Here is a 15,522-nt window from a genome sequence, read left to right as displayed (position 1 = left end):
CATCTATAACGACATGATTTCGCTCTGAACGGTAAGTCTGTTCACGCGTCCTTCCGGGTACCCCTTTCCATCACGGGTATACGCCCATATAAACCACCCGCACTTCCCTTTACTGTATCGATACACTAAATCGATACAGCCGCGCCACTCCTGTCGTGTCGCGCTGCACAATCCCGCCCGCGCTCAGAGCGGCATCCAGGAGACAACACCATGCACTTCGCTTCAGGCATTTCCCGCCGACGGTTCCTTCAGACGGCCTCGGCGGCCACGCTCGCGGCGGCGGGCGCGGGCTTTCCCGCGATCGTGCGCGCCCAGCCCGCGGCCACGTTGCGGCTGTCCTCCTCGATGCCGCCCAACGAAAACGCCGCGCATTACGTGTGGTATCAGAACCTCGCCGCGAACCTGAAGGCGAGCGTCGGCGATCAGATCCGCATCGACTATTTCCCGAATAACCAGCTCGGCAAGGAAAGCGACGTCGTCCAGCAGGTGAAAGTCGGCGCGGTCGACATGATGGTGACGGGCTCGTCGATCTGGGCCACCGCGCTTCCCGAGCTCGGCATGCTCGATCTCGGTTATGTGTTCGACAGCTTCGATCACGTCGGCCGCGCGATGGACGGCACCGTCGGCAAATCGTTCGACACGCTGCTGCAACAGCGCGCGGGCTGCTCGGTGCTCACGTGGGGCTACTCCTTCGGCGCGCGCAACGTGTTCACCAAGAAGCCCACGCAATCGCTCGCCGATATCAAGGGCGTGAAGCTGCGCGTGCTGCCCACGCCCGCCTTCATGGAAACCTTCAAGCTGATGGGCGCGGTGCCGACGCCAATTCCCATCGGCGAGCTGTATATGGCCGCGCAGACCGGAGTCGTCGACGGCTTCGAGCACGATTGCGCGACGGTCCTCGCGAGCAAATACGACGAAGTCGTGAAATCGTGCTGGCAGACGCAGCACGTCTTCAGCCCGCTCGTCGTCGTGATGGGCCGCCGCGCGCTCGCGAAGATTCCGGAGAATCTGCGCCCCGCGTTCCAGAAAGCGGCGCAGGACGCGACCGCGAAGCAGCGCGCCATCGCCATTCAGACGGCCGCCGTCGCCGAGCAGGAACTGAAGAAGAAAGGCATGACCTTCTACCCGATGTCGAAGGCCGACCGCGACACCGCGCGCAATGAAATGCAGTCGCAGTTGTATGCGAGTTTCGCGAAGCAGTATCCGGCGACCGCGCCGCTTTTCACCGCCATCGCCGCCGCGCGCGGCTGAAGCCGCGCCATCGACGCCAACGACGCCAAAGAGGCCGACATCATGACCGCTTTCTCCGCGACGCCCGGACCGGAGGCGCAACTCGCCGCGCCCGGCTTCGGCCATGAGACCGTGCTCGCGCGCGGCCTCGCGCGCCTCATGCACTGCATCGAATACTTCTGCGCGGCTGTCCTCGCCGCCGATGTGATCGTGGTGTTCCTCTCCGTGATCTATCGCTATTTCCTGCACGATCCGTTCGACTGGGCCGAGGAAGTCGCCGGCGCGCTGATGATCGTGCTGGTGTTCTTCGGCGCGGCCACCGTGCTCGGACGCAGCCAGCACGTCGGCGTCGATCTGTTTCGCGGCATGTTGCCGAGGCGCTGGCAACCCGCGCTCGTGCATGTCGGGCATTGGGTGATCGCGGGCGTCGCGGGCAATCTGTGCGTGTCGTCGTGTCTGCTGCTTGTCGATTCCTACGGCCAGATGACGCCGAGCGGCCTGCCCGCCTGGATCAACGTGTATCCGCTCGTGATCGGCAGCGTGTTCATGACGGTCTTCGCGCTCGCCAATGCGCTGAACGGCGCGCGCAAAACCGTGCTCGGCACTCTCGCCGGATGCGTGCTGCTCGCGGCGGCGGTGTTCGCGTGGAACGCGTTCGTGCCGGCTCAGGCACTCAAGCCCGGCTTTCTGCTGGTGGCCGGTTTCATCGGCGGACTGGTGCTCGGCGTGCCGATCGGCTTCGTGCTGGCGTTCTCGGCCCTGCTCTACTTCCTCGCCGAACCGACCCTGCCGATGCTCGTCTACTCGCAGCAAGTGATGGCCGGCACCGATCACTTCGTGCTGCTCGCCATTCCGTTCTTCGTGCTGGCGGGCTTGCTGATGGAAACCAACGGCATGTCGTCGCGCCTGATCGAACTGCTGCTGCGCATCTTCGGGCGCGTGCGCGGCGGGCTCGGTCTCATCACGATCATGGCGACGGCGTTCTTTTCCGGCGTGTCCGGTTCCAAGCTCGCCGATATCGCGGCGGTCGGCGGCGTCGTCATGCCCGCCGTGCGCCAGAACAAGGAAGATCCCAACGAGGCGGCGGCGCTGCTCGCGTGCAGCGCCGTGATGGCGGAAACCATTCCGCCGTGCGTGAACATGATCATCATGGGCTTCGTCGCGAATATTTCGATCGCGGGGCTGTTTCTCGCGGGCGTCGTGCCGGCGGCCGTGCTGGCGGTGGCGCTCGCGATCGTCGCGGTGATCTGCGGCCGGCGCATCAATCTCGCCGATGCGCTCACGAACCCGCGCAAGTGGCTGCCGCTCGCCGGCGGCGCGCTGGTCGCGCTCGTCATGATCACGATGATCGGCAAAGGCGTGACCTCGGGCATCGCGACATCGACGGAAGTGTCGGCGTTCGCCGTCGTCTATGCGTTGATCGTCGGATGGCTCGCGTTTCGCGAGCTCACGCCGAAGTCGGTCGCGCGCGTGTTCGTGCGTTCGGCGTCGATGGCGAGCAGCATTCTGTTCATCGTGGCGGCGGCCTCCAGCGTGTCGTTCGCGCTGACCATCGAGCAGATTCCCGCGCTCGTGTCCGATTCGATGATCGCCTTCGCGCATCAGTACGGCCCGACGATGTTCCTGCTGCTGTCCGTGCTCATCATGATCGTGTTCGGCGCGGTGCTGGAAGGCGCGCCCGCGCTCATCATCTTCGGGCCGCTGCTCACGCCGATCGCGACGCAGCTCGGCATCAACCCGCTGCACTTCGGCACGGTGATCGTCGTCGCGATGGGTCTGGGTCTCTTTGCGCCGCCGGTCGGACTCGGGCTCTTCGCGACCTGCGCCATCACCGGCACGGAAATGAAAGCCGTTGCGCGTCCTATGCTCAAATATCTGCTGGTGCTGTTCGTCGCACTGGTGGCGCTGATTCTGGTGCCGTCGTTTTCGTTGTGGTTGCCGACCCGGCTCGGCCTGTAGCCGGCAGATGTCAAACCTTATGAGCACCATTCAGGATGTCGCCCGCGAGGCCGGCGTGTCCGTGAGCACGGTATCGAACGTGCTGAACGGCCGCACCGACCAGATGCGCCAGGAAACGCTCGCGCGCGTGCAGGCGGCGATGAACGCGCTGCAATACCGGCCGAGCACGCTCGCGCGTCAGTTGAAGACGGGACAGACGCCGCTGATCGGACTGCTGGTGCCGTCGATCGCCAATCCGATGTACGGCTATATCGCGCGCGAAGTCGAAACGTATGCGCAGGAGCGCTACGGCTATCGCGTGATGATCGGCAACACGTATCGCGATCCGGCGAAAGAGGCGTCGTTCTTCGATGATCTGCTGTCGCAAGGCGTGCGGCGCGTGATCGTGATCTCGTCGCTCGCGAACGAGCGGCATCTGGAAACCGCTGTCGAGCGCGGCATGGTCGTCGTGAGCTACGACCGCCGCGCGACCGTAGGCGAAGCGACGCGCGTCGAGCACGTCACGCCGGACAACTTCGAGGCGGCGCGCATCGCGACGCGGCATCTGATCGCGCACGGCCACACGCGGCTCGCCTTCGCCACGCTGACCGGCGTGACGATGAGCCGGCGAGACAAGATCGACGGCTTTCTTTCCGCCGCCAACGATGCGGGTCTCGCGCAGACGGCGCGCGTGCTCGATAGCGGCACGGTGAACGAATACGGCGATTCGATGATCGCCGAAAACGGCCGCGCGCTCGCGCGTCTGCTCGCGCAGGACGACGCGCGCCCGACGGGCATCGTCGCCGTCAACGATCTGATGGCGCTCGGCCTGATGGCGGGTCTGCGCGAGTGCGGCTTGCGCGTGCCGGAAGACGTGTCGATCGTCGGCATGGACGGGCATTTTCTTGCGGCGATCTCCAATCCCGCGCTCACGACCGTGCAGCTTCCCGTGCCCGCGATGGCCGCCGCGATGGTCGAGCGCGCGATGCGTCCGCACGACGAACCCATGCCTGCGTCGGAGCAGGCGCTGTTCACGGATATCACGCTGGTGGAGCGCGAATCGGTCGCCGCGCCCGCGAAACAGATCAGGACGAGGACATGAACAAGGTATTCGTGAGTCATCCCCGGCACATGCTGGAGCATTACTTCGGCGCGCGCGCATCGGCTGCGCTCGCGGCGTTCGCGGACGTCGCCTACAACACCGAGGATCGCGAGCTGACGAGCGCCGAACTCGCCGACGCCGCGCGCGACGCCGACGTGTTCATCGCGTACCGGCAAACGCCCGCGCCGCGCGCCTTGTTCGAGGCGCTGCCGAAACTCGCCGCGTTCGTGCGCTGCGCGGTGGATATCCGCACCGTCGATGTCGATGCCGCCAGCGAGCTCGGCGTGCTCGTCACGCAGGCGAGCGCGGGCTTCGTGCCGTCCGTGTCGGAGTGGGTGATCGGCGCGATGCTCGATCTCGCGCGCGGCACGACCGCGTATGCAGAGGCTTATCATCGCCATGAAGCGCCCGCGCCAGTCATGGGCCGCGAGTTGCGCGGCAGCACCTTCGGCGTGATCGGGTACGGGCAGATTTCGCGCTATCTGTGCGATCTCGCGCTGGCATTCGGCATGCGCGTCGTCGTGTCCGATCCTTACGCGACGATCGACGATACGCGCCTTCATCAAACCGGTCTCGACGACTTGCTCGCGCAGTCGGATTTCGTCGTGTGTCTCGCGCCCGCCAATGCGCAAACGGCGAATCTCATGAACGCGCGCACCTTCTCCGCAATGAAGCGCGGCGCGTACTTCATCAACGCGGCGCGCGGCGAACTCGTCGACGACGACGCATTGCTGGCCGCGCTGGATCGCGGTCATCTCGCGGGATGCGCGCTCGATGTCGGACGCGCGGCGGATCAGATGCCCGCGCCGGCGCTCGCGGCGCATCCGCGCGTCATCGCGGCGCCGCATGTCGGCGGGCTGACGCCGGGCGCGATCGAGCATCAGTCGATGGAAACGGTCGCGCAAACGCGAGCGCTGTTCGACGGCCTCATGCCCGCGGGCGCGGTGAACGCGGCGCACGCATTCCGTCTCGCCGGTTTCGACATGCAGGCGGACGCGCGATGAACCTCGAAGGCGCTTGCGACTGCCACATTCACGTCTACGAGGAAGGCTATCCGCTCGCGAAGACCGCGACGTTCGCGCCGCCGCTCGCGCCCGCATCGGCGTATCGGGACGTGCAGCGCGCGCTGGGCTTTTCGCGGGCGATCGTCGTGCAACCGACAGGCTATGGCTTCGACAACCGCTGCACGCTCGCGGCCATCGCGCAACTCGGCGACGGCGCGCGCGGCATCGCGGTGGTCGCGCCGGATATCGGCGATGACGAACTGCAGCGCCTGCACGATGCCGGCATTCGCGGCGTGCGCTTCATGATGCTGCCGGGCGGCGTGCTGCCGTGGGACGCACTCGCGGATATGTCGGCGCGCATTGCACCGCTCGGCTGGAATATCAACCTTCAACTCGACGGTCACACGCTGCCGCAGCACGAAGCGATGCTCGCGCGATTGCCGTCGAATCTCGTCATCGATCATCTCGGCAAGTTTCTCGCGCCGGTCACGCCGCAAAGCGAAGGATTCGCGTCGCTGTGCCGCCTGCTCGACGGGCCGCGATGCTGGATCAAGCTGTCCGCGCCGTATGAAAGCTCGCGCGCCGGCGCGCCGGATTTCGACGACGTGCGCTGGATCGTGCGCACGTTGTCGGCGCGTTTTCCCGAGCGCGGCGTGTGGGCGTCGAACTGGCCGCATCCGAACGTCAGGCCGGTGCCGGACGATGCGCGCATGCTCGACTGGACGATGCGGCTCGTGGAGAGCGACGAGATTCGCCGCAAGATACTCGTCGATAATCCGGCTGAGTTGTATGGGTTCCAGGCACCCGCTATGCGACTCCGCTGATGTAACTGATCTCGCGTTTCTCGGACGTCAGCACACGAATCGGCGTACCCGCGATCCACGCCCGAATGTTTTCGACCGACTCGCCGTAGTAGATGCGATAAGACGAGTCGGTGACATAACCGATGTGCGATGTCGCGATCACGTTATCCATCGATCGGAACGGATGATCCGCAGGCAACGGCTCCTGATCGAAAACATCGAGCGCGGCGCCCGCGATGCGCTTTTCAGTCAGTGCATCGATAAGCGCCCGCTCGTTGACGATCGGTCCGCGCGCCGTGTTCACCAGCAGCGCGTGCGGTTGCATCATCGCCAGTTCCTTCTCGCCGATCAGGTCGCGCGTGCGGTCCGATAGCCGCACATGAATCGAAAGAATATCGCTCGATGCGAGCAATTCTTCCTTCGACACATAGCGCGCGCCGCACTTCGCGGCGGACTCGTGCGTCATGTTCTGGCTCCAGGCGATCGTGCGCATCCCGAACGCCTGGGCGACGCGTGCCGTCGCGCCGCCGGTGTAGCCCAGCCCCAGAAGTCCGATGGTTTTGCCATGCAGGTCGCCGCCGACCGATACCTGCCAGCCGCCTCGTCTGAACGATGCCACTTCGCTCGGGATGTGTCGCGTCGCGGCCAGAATGAGCGCCCAGGCGAGTTCCGCGGCGGCCGTCGGCGACGATGCGGTCCCGCATACGGCGATGCCGAATTCATCGGCCGCTTCGATATCGATGGCTGCGTTCCACGGCCCCGTGCTCGCCAGCAACTTCAGATTCGGCAATCGCGCGAGCACGCTGCGCGTGAACCAGGTGCGCTCGCGCATCACGCAAAGAATGTCGTAGGGTTGCAGACGTTCGACCAGTTCGTTCTCGTCGCGAATAGGGTCCGTGAAAACGGTAATGTCCGCGTGTTCGCGCAAGCTGTTCCAGTCTCCGAAGCGCAGCGCGGTGTTCTGGAAATCATCGAGAATGGCAATGTTATGCATGAGTCTCACTCTGACCCTGTCGTCAGTGCGGAGCGTGCCTGCGCGTCGGTATGACGCCTGAAGCCAAGCAGCATCACGAGAGTGCCCGCCACGAGTATCGCCGTCATCACGTAAAGACCGCTGACGAGCGTGCCCGTCGCGGTCTTCAGCCATCCGATGACGAACGGACTGCAAAAGCCGCTGAGCAAGCCGATGCAATTGACGAACGCGATGCTCGTCGCCGCCGCCGGCGATCCGTTCAGATAGTCCGCTGCGAGCGACCAGATCAGCACGTTGGTCGCGAAGATGCCGACGCAGGCCACCGTCAACAGCGCGACGGTCAACGCGGGCGAATTGGCCGGATGCGATACCAGCAACAAGGCGATAGCGCCGATGAACCCCGCGATCGCCGCATGCCACCGGCGTTCGAGCATGCGATCCGAGCTTCGGCTGATCGCGACCATCCCGATCGCGCCCATTCCGTACGGTATGACGGAAAGCCATCCGAGTAGCGAAAGATTCGTAATGCCCGAGTCTTTCATGACGGTCGGAAGCCAGAACGTCACTGAATAGGTTCCGCAGACAAAGGCGAAGTCGATGAACGCGAGCATATAGACTTTCGGATCCGCGAGCGCTTCGGCAAGTTTTGCATGACCGTGTTGCCCGGCTCGACGCTTTCGTTCCGTCTCGACATCGAAGCCCTGACGAAGCACGCCCTTCTCCGCTTCGGTGAGCCATTTTGCTTTTTCGATGTTGTCGTCCAGCAACATCAGCGTGACGAGACCGAGCACGACCGCCGGCAACGCCTCGACGATATACAGCCACTGCCATCCGGCGAGATTGGCGACGTGCGCAAGACTCGTCATCGCCCATCCGGAAACCGGCCCGCCGACAAGCCCCGCGACCGGAAATCCGACCATGAAGCACGCGATGATCACACCGCGCCGTCTTTCCGGAAACCATGAGCTCAGATAGAAGATCACGCCGGGAAAAAAGCCCGCTTCGAACACGCCCAGCAGCAGACGCACGATATAGAACTGCGTGACGTTCGTGACGAACGCGGAGCACGCTCCCACGATTCCCCAGCAGATCATGATGCGCGCGATCGTTTTCTTCGCTCCCATGCGCCTGAGCAGCATCGCGCTCGGCACTTCGAGCAGACAGTAGGAGAGAAAGAAGATGCCGGCGCCCAGGCCATAAACGCTGTCGCTGAAGCCGAGCGCGTCCTGCATCTGCAGCTTCGCAAAGCCCACATTGATGCGATCCAGAAACGCGACGACATAGCACACGAAGAGCAACGGCACGATGCGAAGCGTGACGCGCCAGTAGAGCGCGCGCTCATCCGCGTTTGCGGTCGAACTAGCGTGCGAAGAATCGGCTGACGCCGGATCGGATTCCAGAACAGACGGGTTCACTCGCGCTCTCCATGATTGACGGCGTGGGCCACGATTCGAGCAATGGAGCCAGTCTAAGAAACATCGGCAGACGAAGATATTGAAAAGATCAGATCAGGTGAGATGCGCGGGTTATATCGGTGATAACCAGTAAGCGGCGCGGTGTTCGCGGCATGTGTAACCGGTTGCGTGGCGGCTTCATCTCTGAGACGATCTTCGAACTCGCCAATGTGCGCACATCGATCAGGAGACCGACTTGAAAAGCAGTCCACAACAGAACGGCACGCGGTTCAATTTCGTCCTGATTCACGGCGCCTGGCACGGCGGCTGGGTCTGGCGCTTCGTGGCGGATGAACTGATCGCGCGCGGACATCGCGTCGTTGCGCCGACCATGACCGGACTCGGCGAGCGCCATCATCTGATTGCATCGGTCACGTCGCTCGATGTGAATATCGAGGATATCGTCAACGTCATCGAGACGGAGGAATTGAACGACGCCGTGCTGGTCGGCCACAGCTACGGCGGACTCGTCGCGTCAGGCGTCGCCGATCGCATCGCGCACATGCTGCGCACGATCGTCTTCCTCGACAGCCTGCTCGCGCAAAGCGGCCAGTCCGCGTTCGATGTGCTGCCCGCAAGCGTCGTCGATGAGCGCATGGCGTCGGTCGGCGCAAGCGGCCAGGCGATCGCGATGCCCGTCAACGACCTGAAGGGCACCGGCATTCCGGACGATCATCCGCAAGCGGAATGGGTCCGGCGGCGGCTCACGCCGCATCCGCTCGCGACCTACACCACGCCGCTCCAGCTCGAAGCGCCGCTCGGCAACGGGCTGCCTTGCACCTACGTGCACTGCGCGAATCCTTCATACGACACGCTCGCGCCCGTGCGCGAGCAGGTCCGGTCGCATCGCCCGGACTGGGGCTGGGAGAGCATCGACACCGGCCATGACGCGATGGTGCTCGCGCCCGAACTGCTTGCCGATCTGCTGGAACGGCTCGCGGCGGCATCGCGAGCCGCTGACTGAAGTCACGCCGCGATGGCCTCGCGATCGGCGAAGGTCGCGGGCAATCCCGCGCGCGCGATCGCGCCCGTGAACGGCTCGCCCGGCAGCCACGCGCTGATCGTCTCGCGAATCGCCAGCAGCTTGCCGATATCGATGCCCGTGCGCAGGCCCTGCGCTTCGAGCATGAACACGGTGTCCTCGGTATTGATATTGCCGGTCGCGTTGGGCGCGAACGGACAGCCGCCGAGGCCGCCGAGCGATGCATCGAAAGCGCGCACGCCCGCATCGAGCGCGGCCATGACGTTGGCGAGCCCCAGGCCGCGCGTATCGTGAAAGTGACAGGCGACGGGCACCGGCCCCGCGAGCGCCACGACCTGACGCATGAGCGCGCGCACCTGCGCGGGATTCGCGTAGCCGACCGTATCGGCGATCGTGATCTCCTGCGCGCCGGCTTCGATGAGCGTTTCGGCGAGCCCGAGCACCGTGCGTTCATCGACCTTGCCCGCGATCGTGCAGCCGAACGCGGTCGCCACGCCCGCGCCGAGCATGACATCGCGGCCCAGTTCGTCGCGCGCCGCCGCGATGCGTTCGAAGTCCTCCACCGATTCCGCCGTGCTGCGCCGCACGTTTTTCAGGTTATGTTCGTTGCTCGCGGACAGCACGTAATGCACCTTGCCTAGCCCCACATCGAAGGCGCGTTGCGCGCCCTTCAGGTTGGGCACGAGCGCCGCCGCGCGAAGGCCCGCGATCGCGAGCGCGCCTGTCGCGACCTCGACCGCGTCCGCGAATTGCGGCACGACTTTCGGCGGCACGAACGACGTCACTTCGATATCGATCACGCCCGCATCGACCATGCGCGCGCACCATTCGAGCTTCTGCCCGCTCGCGAGGATCGTGCGCACCATCTGCAAGCCATCGCGCAAGCCGACTTCGCGAATCTGCACGTCTCTTTCGTTCATGTCTGCTCCGGTTCAAATCGTCGCGTCCGCGACTGCATCGCTGCCTTCATCCGTATGTCCTGCGCCGACGGGCGCCGCCGACGTCGACGGCGCGAGCACCACGGCGGCGATCGCGCCGAGCACCATCAGCAGCGCGATCGCGCCGAGTCCGCCTGCCATGCTGTTCGTCATGGTCTTGATCGAGCCGATGATCATCGGGCTCACGAAGCCGCCGAGCAGGCCCACGCAATTGATCACCGCGACGCCGCCCGCCGCGCCGCTGCCGCGGATGTAGTCGGTCGAGATCGCCCAGATCAGCGGATTGGGCGCGAGGATGCCGGCGGTAGCCACCGACAACGCCGCGAGCGACAGCGCGAGATTGCCCGTCGTGAACGCCGCGACGACAAGCCCGGCCGCGCCGAACACCATCGCGATCGCGCAGTGCCAGCGCCGCTCCATCGTGCGATCCGAATGACGGTTCAGCGCGATCAGCGCGATCCAGCTCACGAAGTACGGGATCGCCGAATAGCAGCCGATCTGCAACGCGCTCGACACGCCCGCGCTCTTGATGAGCGTCGGCAGCCAGAAGCCGATCGCGAACACGCCGGCGATCTGCGTGAACCACACAAAGCCCATCACGTAGACGCGAAAATCCTTCAGCGCGCGGGCAAACGTGTGCTCCGCGTGCTTCGTCGAGACGCTCGAACTCCTGCGGATGTCGTGCAGCACGATCGCCTTCTCGCTCTCGGTGAGCCACTTCGCCTGCTGCGGGCCGTCATCGAGAAAGAAGAATGCGATCACGCCGAGCACGCTCGCGGGCAAGCCCTGCACGATGAACATCCACTGCCAGCCGTGCAGGCCGCCATAGCCGTTGAAGTACGTCATCAGCGCGCCCGACAGCGGGCCGCCGAAGAGGCCCGCGATGCCCGTCGCGCAGGTGAAGATGGCGATCACCTTGGCGCGCCGCTCGACCGGATACCAGCGCGTGAGATAGAAGATCACGCCCGGATACAGCCCTGCTTCGGCGAGTCCGAGAAAGAAGCGCACGGTGTAGAGATGCGATGGCAGCGTGACGAACGCCGTGCCCGCCGCAATCAAGCCCCACAGGATCATGATGCGCGAGAACGTGCGCTTCACGCCGATGCGCGCGAGCAGCAGATTGCTGGGCACTTCCATCAGCAGTTAGCCGAGAAAGAAGATGCCCGCGCCGATGCTGTAGGTGAGATCGCTGAAGCCTACGTCGTGCTTCATGTCGAGCTGCGCAATGCCGATGTTGATGCGATCGAGAAACGCGAACACGTAGCACAGGAACAGGAACGGGATGAGCCTGCGCGTGATCTTGCCGTAGGTCGCTTCAGCCCTGGGCCTGTCGAAGCTGCCGATGTCGGGTGTCATGTCTGTCTCCTCCGGTGAATCCGGTTTTGGTCTAGCGGCCTTTGAATCGCGGCGAGCGCTTCTCGTTGTAGGCGCTGATGCCTTCGAGACGATCCTCGGTCGGAATCAGCCGGTTGTACGCTTCGATTTCCAGATAGAGCCCGGTGCGCAGATCGCCCTGCATGCCGAGGTCGATCGCCTTCTTTGCCTGCGCCACCGAAAGCGGCGCGCTCGTGCAGATGTCGCGCGCGGCGTCGATGGCGTCGGCGAGCACACGTCCCGGCTCGCACAGCCGGTTGACGACGCCCCACGCGAGCGCTTCCTGCGCCGTGAACTTGCCGCCGCGCAGAATCAGCTCCTTCGCCCGCCGCGCGCCGATCGCGCGCGGCAGTTGCTGCGTGCCGCCGCCGCCCGGCATGATGCCGCGCTTCACTTCGGTGAAACCGAACGTCGCGTGGCTCACGGCATAGGCGAAGTCGCAGGCGAGCAGCAGTTCGAGTCCGCCCGCGACCGCCGCGCCGTTGGCTGCGCAGATGACCGGCGCCGGGCAGTACGTGAGCGCGCGGTTCATGCGCTCGAACAGATAGTGCTGCACGCCGAACTGCTCGTCGGTCATGCCTTCGCGCTGCTTGAGGTCCGCGCCGCCGCAGAACGCGCGCTCGCCCGCGCCCGTCAGGATCACGCAGCGATACAGCGCGGGGTTCGCTTCGAGCGCGCCGAAGACGCGGATGATCTCCTCGCCCATCGTCGTGCTGATCGCGTTCGAGACTTCCGGACGGTTCAGCTTGACGATGAGTATCTGTTCGTCGATTTCTTCGAGCGTCAGCGTGTCGAGCGCGCCGACAAGTTGCGATGCAAGTTTCACGATGTCTCCAGTGTTTTCTTCGCCAGCAGATGATTGTGTTCGCCGAGCTTCGGCGTGACGCCGGTGCGCGCGGGCCGCGCGCCGCCGAACGAAATCGGCACGCCGACGACCGTCGCCGCGCCGTCGTCGGTGGTACGCAGCAGATCGAGCGCCTTGGTCTGCTCGTGCTCGACGACCTGATCGATGGTCTGAATCGGTCCGCACGGAATGCCGGCCCGATCGAGCGCATCGAGCCAGTGCGCGCTGCCCTGCTTGCGGAACTCGACGTGCAGCAAGTCGATCAGCGCAACGCGATTGCTCACGCGCGCGCCGTTCGTGACGAAGCGCGCGTCGTCGGCGAGCGCGGCGATATCGAGCACGCCGCACAGGCGGCGGAACAGCCGATCGTTGCCCGCGGCGACCATGATGGTGCCGTCCGCGCATTCGAACGCCTGATGCGGCACGATCGCGGCCGTCCCCGATCCCCAGCGCCCGGGCAGCACGCCCGACGCCAGATAGTCGGCGATCTGGATGCCCGCCCAGCTGATCGCGGTCTCGTACAGCGACACGGACACGATCTCGCCCGTGCCTGTCGCCTGGCGTCGGAAGAGCGCGGCGAGCACGCCGATCGCAGCCCACAGTCCCGTGCCCATGTCGTTTACCGATACCGGAATGCGCGACAGCGGCTCCCCCGGCTGGCCGAGAAAGCTCATGAGACCCGAGAGCGCCTGCACGAGCGGATCGTAGCCGGGCTTGTCGCGCAGCGGCCCCGCCGTGCCGAACGCGCCGAGATTGCAATAGACGAGCGACGGCTTCATGCGCAGCATCGCCTCGCCGCCGAGACCGTATTTCTCCGTGCCGCCCGCCTTCAGGTTCTGCAGCACGACATCGGCGCGGCCCGCGATCAGCTCGCGCAACGCCTGCGCTTCGTCCGGATTCGACAACGACATGGCGATGCTCTGCTTGCCGTGATTCACCGCATGAAACAGCGCGGCCGCGCCATCGACGAAAGGCGGGCCCCAGTCGCGCGCATAGTCGCCGTGTTCCGCGCTTTCGATCTTGATGACGTCCGCGCCGAGCGAGCCGAGGATCATGCCCGCATACGGCGCGGCGAGACTGTGGCCGATCTCGATCACGCACACGCCCGCGAGCGGCAAGGGCTGGTTCATGGCTTCGTTCGCGCTCATTCGGCGGTGACTTCGAGCGGTGCGTCGGCGGTTTCCTGCGTGCGGCCGTAGCGTTGCGCCGCTGCATCCGCGCTGATGTAGCCATCGGCGACATCGGCATCGACGCGCTTCTCATCGCGTTCGCGCGGATCGCCGTAGCCGCCGCTGCCCGCGGGCTGCACCGTCACCCGATCGCCGCGATACACGACGGTCTGCCCGCCCTTCGCGGCGACCACGTGCTCGCTGCCGTCCGCGCGCTCGACGACGCACAGAAAGCGCGTGCCGGCCTCACCGCCGAAGTGGCCTTCGGGCGCCGAACGTCCGCGTTCGCCCGATACGGTGAACGTGGCTTCGTCGTATTCGACGCGATACACGCGCCGCGACGTCAGCCCGCCGCGCTGGCGGCCCGCGCCGCCGCTGTCGGTGACGAGCGACCATTCCTCGACCATCAGCGGCGAAGTCGCTTCGATCATTTCGATCGACTGACTGCCCGCGTTGCCCACGTAGACGCGCACGCCGCTCACGCCGTCCTTCTGCGCACGCGCGCCCATGCCGCCCGCGTGAACGTCGTGCATGGTGACGAATTCCTGACCGGTACGGGCGATGCGCGCCGCGTCGGTATCGCGTCCGCTGAAAATCCCCGCGCACGACGCGCAGTTGCTTTGCCCGGTGATGCGCTCCGGCACCGCGGGCGCGAGCGCCTTGAGCAGCAGATCGATCACGCGCGGCGAAGTCTCCGTGTTGCCCGACACCACCGACGCCGGATAGCGGCAGTTCAGCACGCTGCCCTCGGGCGCGATGATTGTCACCGGCCGGTAGCAGCCCTGGTTCGTCGGAATGCCCGGATCGGTCAGCGCCTTCACCGTGAACCACGTGCTGTTGCACGTCACCGAAAGCGGACAGTTGATGCCGCCGCGCGCCTGCGGCCCGGTGCCGGTGTAGTCGAAGGTGATGTGATCGCCCGTCTTGGTGATCTTCACCTTGAGCAGCGGACGCTCCTGTTTCCAGCCCGGCGCCTCGATCGGATCGAGATACTCCTGCGCTTCGTAGATGCCATCCGGAATGCGCGCGATCTCCGCGCGAATCAGCTTTTCCGAGTGGTCGAGGCTCTGGCTCATCACGTCGCGCAGCGCCTCGGCGCCGTACTTCGCCACCAGTTCGCCGATGCGCCGGTCGCCGACGAACGTGCCCGCGTACTGCGCCTGGATGTCGAGCAGCAGTTCGTGCGCGTTGCGGCTGTTTCTCGTGAGCAGGTTGAGCATGTCCGGCACCGGCTCGTCGTTGCGATACAGAAACACCGGCGGAATGCGGATGCCTTCGGCGAAGACATCCCAGGTCGTGACGGTGTAGCTGCCCGGCGACTGTCCGCCGATGTCGGTCCAGTGCCCGCGCGTCATCACGAAGGCGACGATTTGGCCGCCCGCGAACACTGGCCGCGTGAACTGCACGTCCGGCTGATGATTGCCGCCGCCCACGTAGGCGTCGTTGCTGACGATGACGTCGCCGGGGCGCAGATTGTCGCGTCCGACCGCTTCCACGGACACGCGCGTCGAGATGACGGCCGAGCCGAGCATCGTCGGGATGTCGTTGCCTTGCGCGACGAGCTGCATGTCGGCGTCGAAAATGGCCGCCGACGAATCGCCGCTCGCGTGCATGAGCGGGCTGCCGGCGGTGCGCATCATCGCGATCTTCATTTCACGGGCGATCGCGAAGAGACTGCTGCGGATGATTTCGTAAGTGACGATGTCCATGA

Annotated in this window: 12 protein-coding genes and 1 pseudogene; 6 read left to right on the top strand and 7 right to left on the bottom strand. The window is 65.2% G+C overall.

Features of this window, described 5'->3' with window-relative positions; translation table 11 throughout:
- Positions 1-210: 210 nt before the first annotated feature.
- Genes AWB76_RS32470 through AWB76_RS32450 form a run of 5 tightly spaced genes read left to right on the top strand, consistent with a single transcriptional unit; the run spans position 211 to position 6,098 of the window.
- Positions 211-1,251 carry a TRAP transporter substrate-binding protein gene (locus tag AWB76_RS32470; RefSeq protein WP_061164205.1) on the top strand — a complete coding sequence of 347 codons (1,041 nt, stop codon included), beginning with the start codon at positions 211-213 and terminating at the stop codon, positions 1,249-1,251.
- 42 nt (positions 1,252-1,293) lie between these two features.
- Positions 1,294-3,189 (top strand): TRAP transporter large permease, encoded by a 1,896-nt coding sequence (locus AWB76_RS32465; protein ID WP_061164204.1) that lies wholly within the window; start codon positions 1,294-1,296, stop codon positions 3,187-3,189.
- Between the two features lie 19 nt (positions 3,190-3,208).
- Complete coding sequence (locus AWB76_RS32460) at positions 3,209-4,270, top strand: LacI family DNA-binding transcriptional regulator (RefSeq protein WP_061164203.1); 1,062 nt, start codon at positions 3,209-3,211, stop codon at positions 4,268-4,270.
- Entirely contained in the window at positions 4,267-5,274 is a 1,008-nt protein-coding gene (locus tag AWB76_RS32455; protein WP_061164202.1) for an NAD(P)-dependent oxidoreductase, read from the top strand. The genes AWB76_RS32460 and AWB76_RS32455 overlap by 4 nt, the downstream gene beginning before the upstream one ends.
- Positions 5,271-6,098: an amidohydrolase family protein gene (locus AWB76_RS32450; protein ID WP_061164201.1), complete on the top strand. Its 828-nt coding sequence runs from the start codon at positions 5,271-5,273 to the stop codon at positions 6,096-6,098. Before AWB76_RS32455 ends, AWB76_RS32450 begins: the two co-directional genes overlap by 4 nt.
- Here AWB76_RS32450 and AWB76_RS32445 read toward each other — a convergent pair.
- Complete coding sequence (locus tag AWB76_RS32445; protein WP_061164200.1) at positions 6,082-7,071, bottom strand: D-2-hydroxyacid dehydrogenase family protein; 990 nt, start codon at positions 7,069-7,071, stop codon at positions 6,082-6,084. The genes AWB76_RS32450 and AWB76_RS32445 overlap by 17 nt on opposite strands.
- Before the next feature lie 5 nt (positions 7,072-7,076).
- On the bottom strand, positions 7,077-8,465 hold the full coding sequence (locus AWB76_RS32440; RefSeq protein ID WP_061164199.1) for an MFS transporter: 1,389 nt from the start codon (positions 8,463-8,465) through the stop codon (positions 7,077-7,079).
- Positions 8,466-8,700: 235 nt separating this feature from the next.
- Here AWB76_RS32440 and AWB76_RS32435 point away from each other — a divergent pair, with 235 nt between their 5' ends.
- Positions 8,701-9,468, top strand: a complete 768-nt coding sequence (locus AWB76_RS32435) for an alpha/beta fold hydrolase (protein WP_061164198.1) — start codon at positions 8,701-8,703, stop codon at positions 9,466-9,468.
- Positions 9,469-9,470: 2 nt separating this feature from the next.
- Here the strand turns inward: AWB76_RS32435 and AWB76_RS32430 are convergent, their stop codons facing one another.
- The 5 genes and pseudogenes from AWB76_RS32430 to AWB76_RS32410 form a co-directional block, all read right to left on the bottom strand.
- Positions 9,471-10,406: a hydroxymethylglutaryl-CoA lyase gene (locus AWB76_RS32430; protein ID WP_061164197.1), complete on the bottom strand. Its 936-nt coding sequence runs from the start codon at positions 10,404-10,406 to the stop codon at positions 9,471-9,473.
- A gap of 12 nt (positions 10,407-10,418) precedes the next feature.
- Positions 10,419-11,780, bottom strand: a pseudogene (locus tag AWB76_RS32425) (MFS transporter).
- Positions 11,781-11,811: 31 nt separating this feature from the next.
- A complete protein-coding gene (locus tag AWB76_RS32420; RefSeq protein WP_061164196.1) occupies positions 11,812-12,624 on the bottom strand; it encodes an enoyl-CoA hydratase-related protein in 813 nt (270 codons plus the stop codon).
- A complete protein-coding gene (locus AWB76_RS32415) occupies positions 12,621-13,790 on the bottom strand; it encodes a CaiB/BaiF CoA transferase family protein (protein ID WP_082864578.1) in 1,170 nt (389 codons plus the stop codon). Before AWB76_RS32415 ends, AWB76_RS32420 begins: the two co-directional genes overlap by 4 nt.
- A complete protein-coding gene (locus tag AWB76_RS32410; protein ID WP_061164195.1) occupies positions 13,787-15,520 on the bottom strand; it encodes a hydantoinase B/oxoprolinase family protein in 1,734 nt (577 codons plus the stop codon). Before AWB76_RS32410 ends, AWB76_RS32415 begins: the two co-directional genes overlap by 4 nt.
- Positions 15,521-15,522: the final 2 nt, after the last annotated feature.

This window comes from Caballeronia temeraria, from assembly GCF_001544795.2.
In the GTDB taxonomy this organism is placed as follows: Bacteria; Pseudomonadota; Gammaproteobacteria; order Burkholderiales; family Burkholderiaceae; genus Caballeronia; species Caballeronia temeraria.
Note: the sequence above shows the minus strand (reverse complement) of the source record. Positions and strands in the feature narration are given on the sequence as shown.

Coding starts and splice junctions, on each gene's coding strand:
- AWB76_RS32470 (WP_061164205.1), top strand. CDS start 211: ATGCACTTCGCTTCAGGCATTTCCCGCCGACGGTTCCTTCAGACGGCC.
- AWB76_RS32465 (WP_061164204.1), top strand. CDS start 1,294: ATGACCGCTTTCTCCGCGACGCCCGGACCGGAGGCGCAACTCGCCGCG.
- AWB76_RS32460 (WP_061164203.1), top strand. CDS start 3,209: ATGAGCACCATTCAGGATGTCGCCCGCGAGGCCGGCGTGTCCGTGAGC.
- AWB76_RS32455 (WP_061164202.1), top strand. CDS start 4,267: ATGAACAAGGTATTCGTGAGTCATCCCCGGCACATGCTGGAGCATTAC.
- AWB76_RS32450 (WP_061164201.1), top strand. CDS start 5,271: ATGAACCTCGAAGGCGCTTGCGACTGCCACATTCACGTCTACGAGGAA.
- AWB76_RS32445 (WP_061164200.1), bottom strand. CDS start 7,071: ATGCATAACATTGCCATTCTCGATGATTTCCAGAACACCGCGCTGCGC.
- AWB76_RS32430 (WP_061164197.1), bottom strand. CDS start 10,406: ATGAACGAAAGAGACGTGCAGATTCGCGAAGTCGGCTTGCGCGATGGC.
- AWB76_RS32415 (WP_082864578.1), bottom strand. CDS start 13,790: ATGAGCGCGAACGAAGCCATGAACCAGCCCTTGCCGCTCGCGGGCGTG.
- AWB76_RS32410 (WP_061164195.1), bottom strand. CDS start 15,520: ATGGACATCGTCACTTACGAAATCATCCGCAGCAGTCTCTTCGCGATC.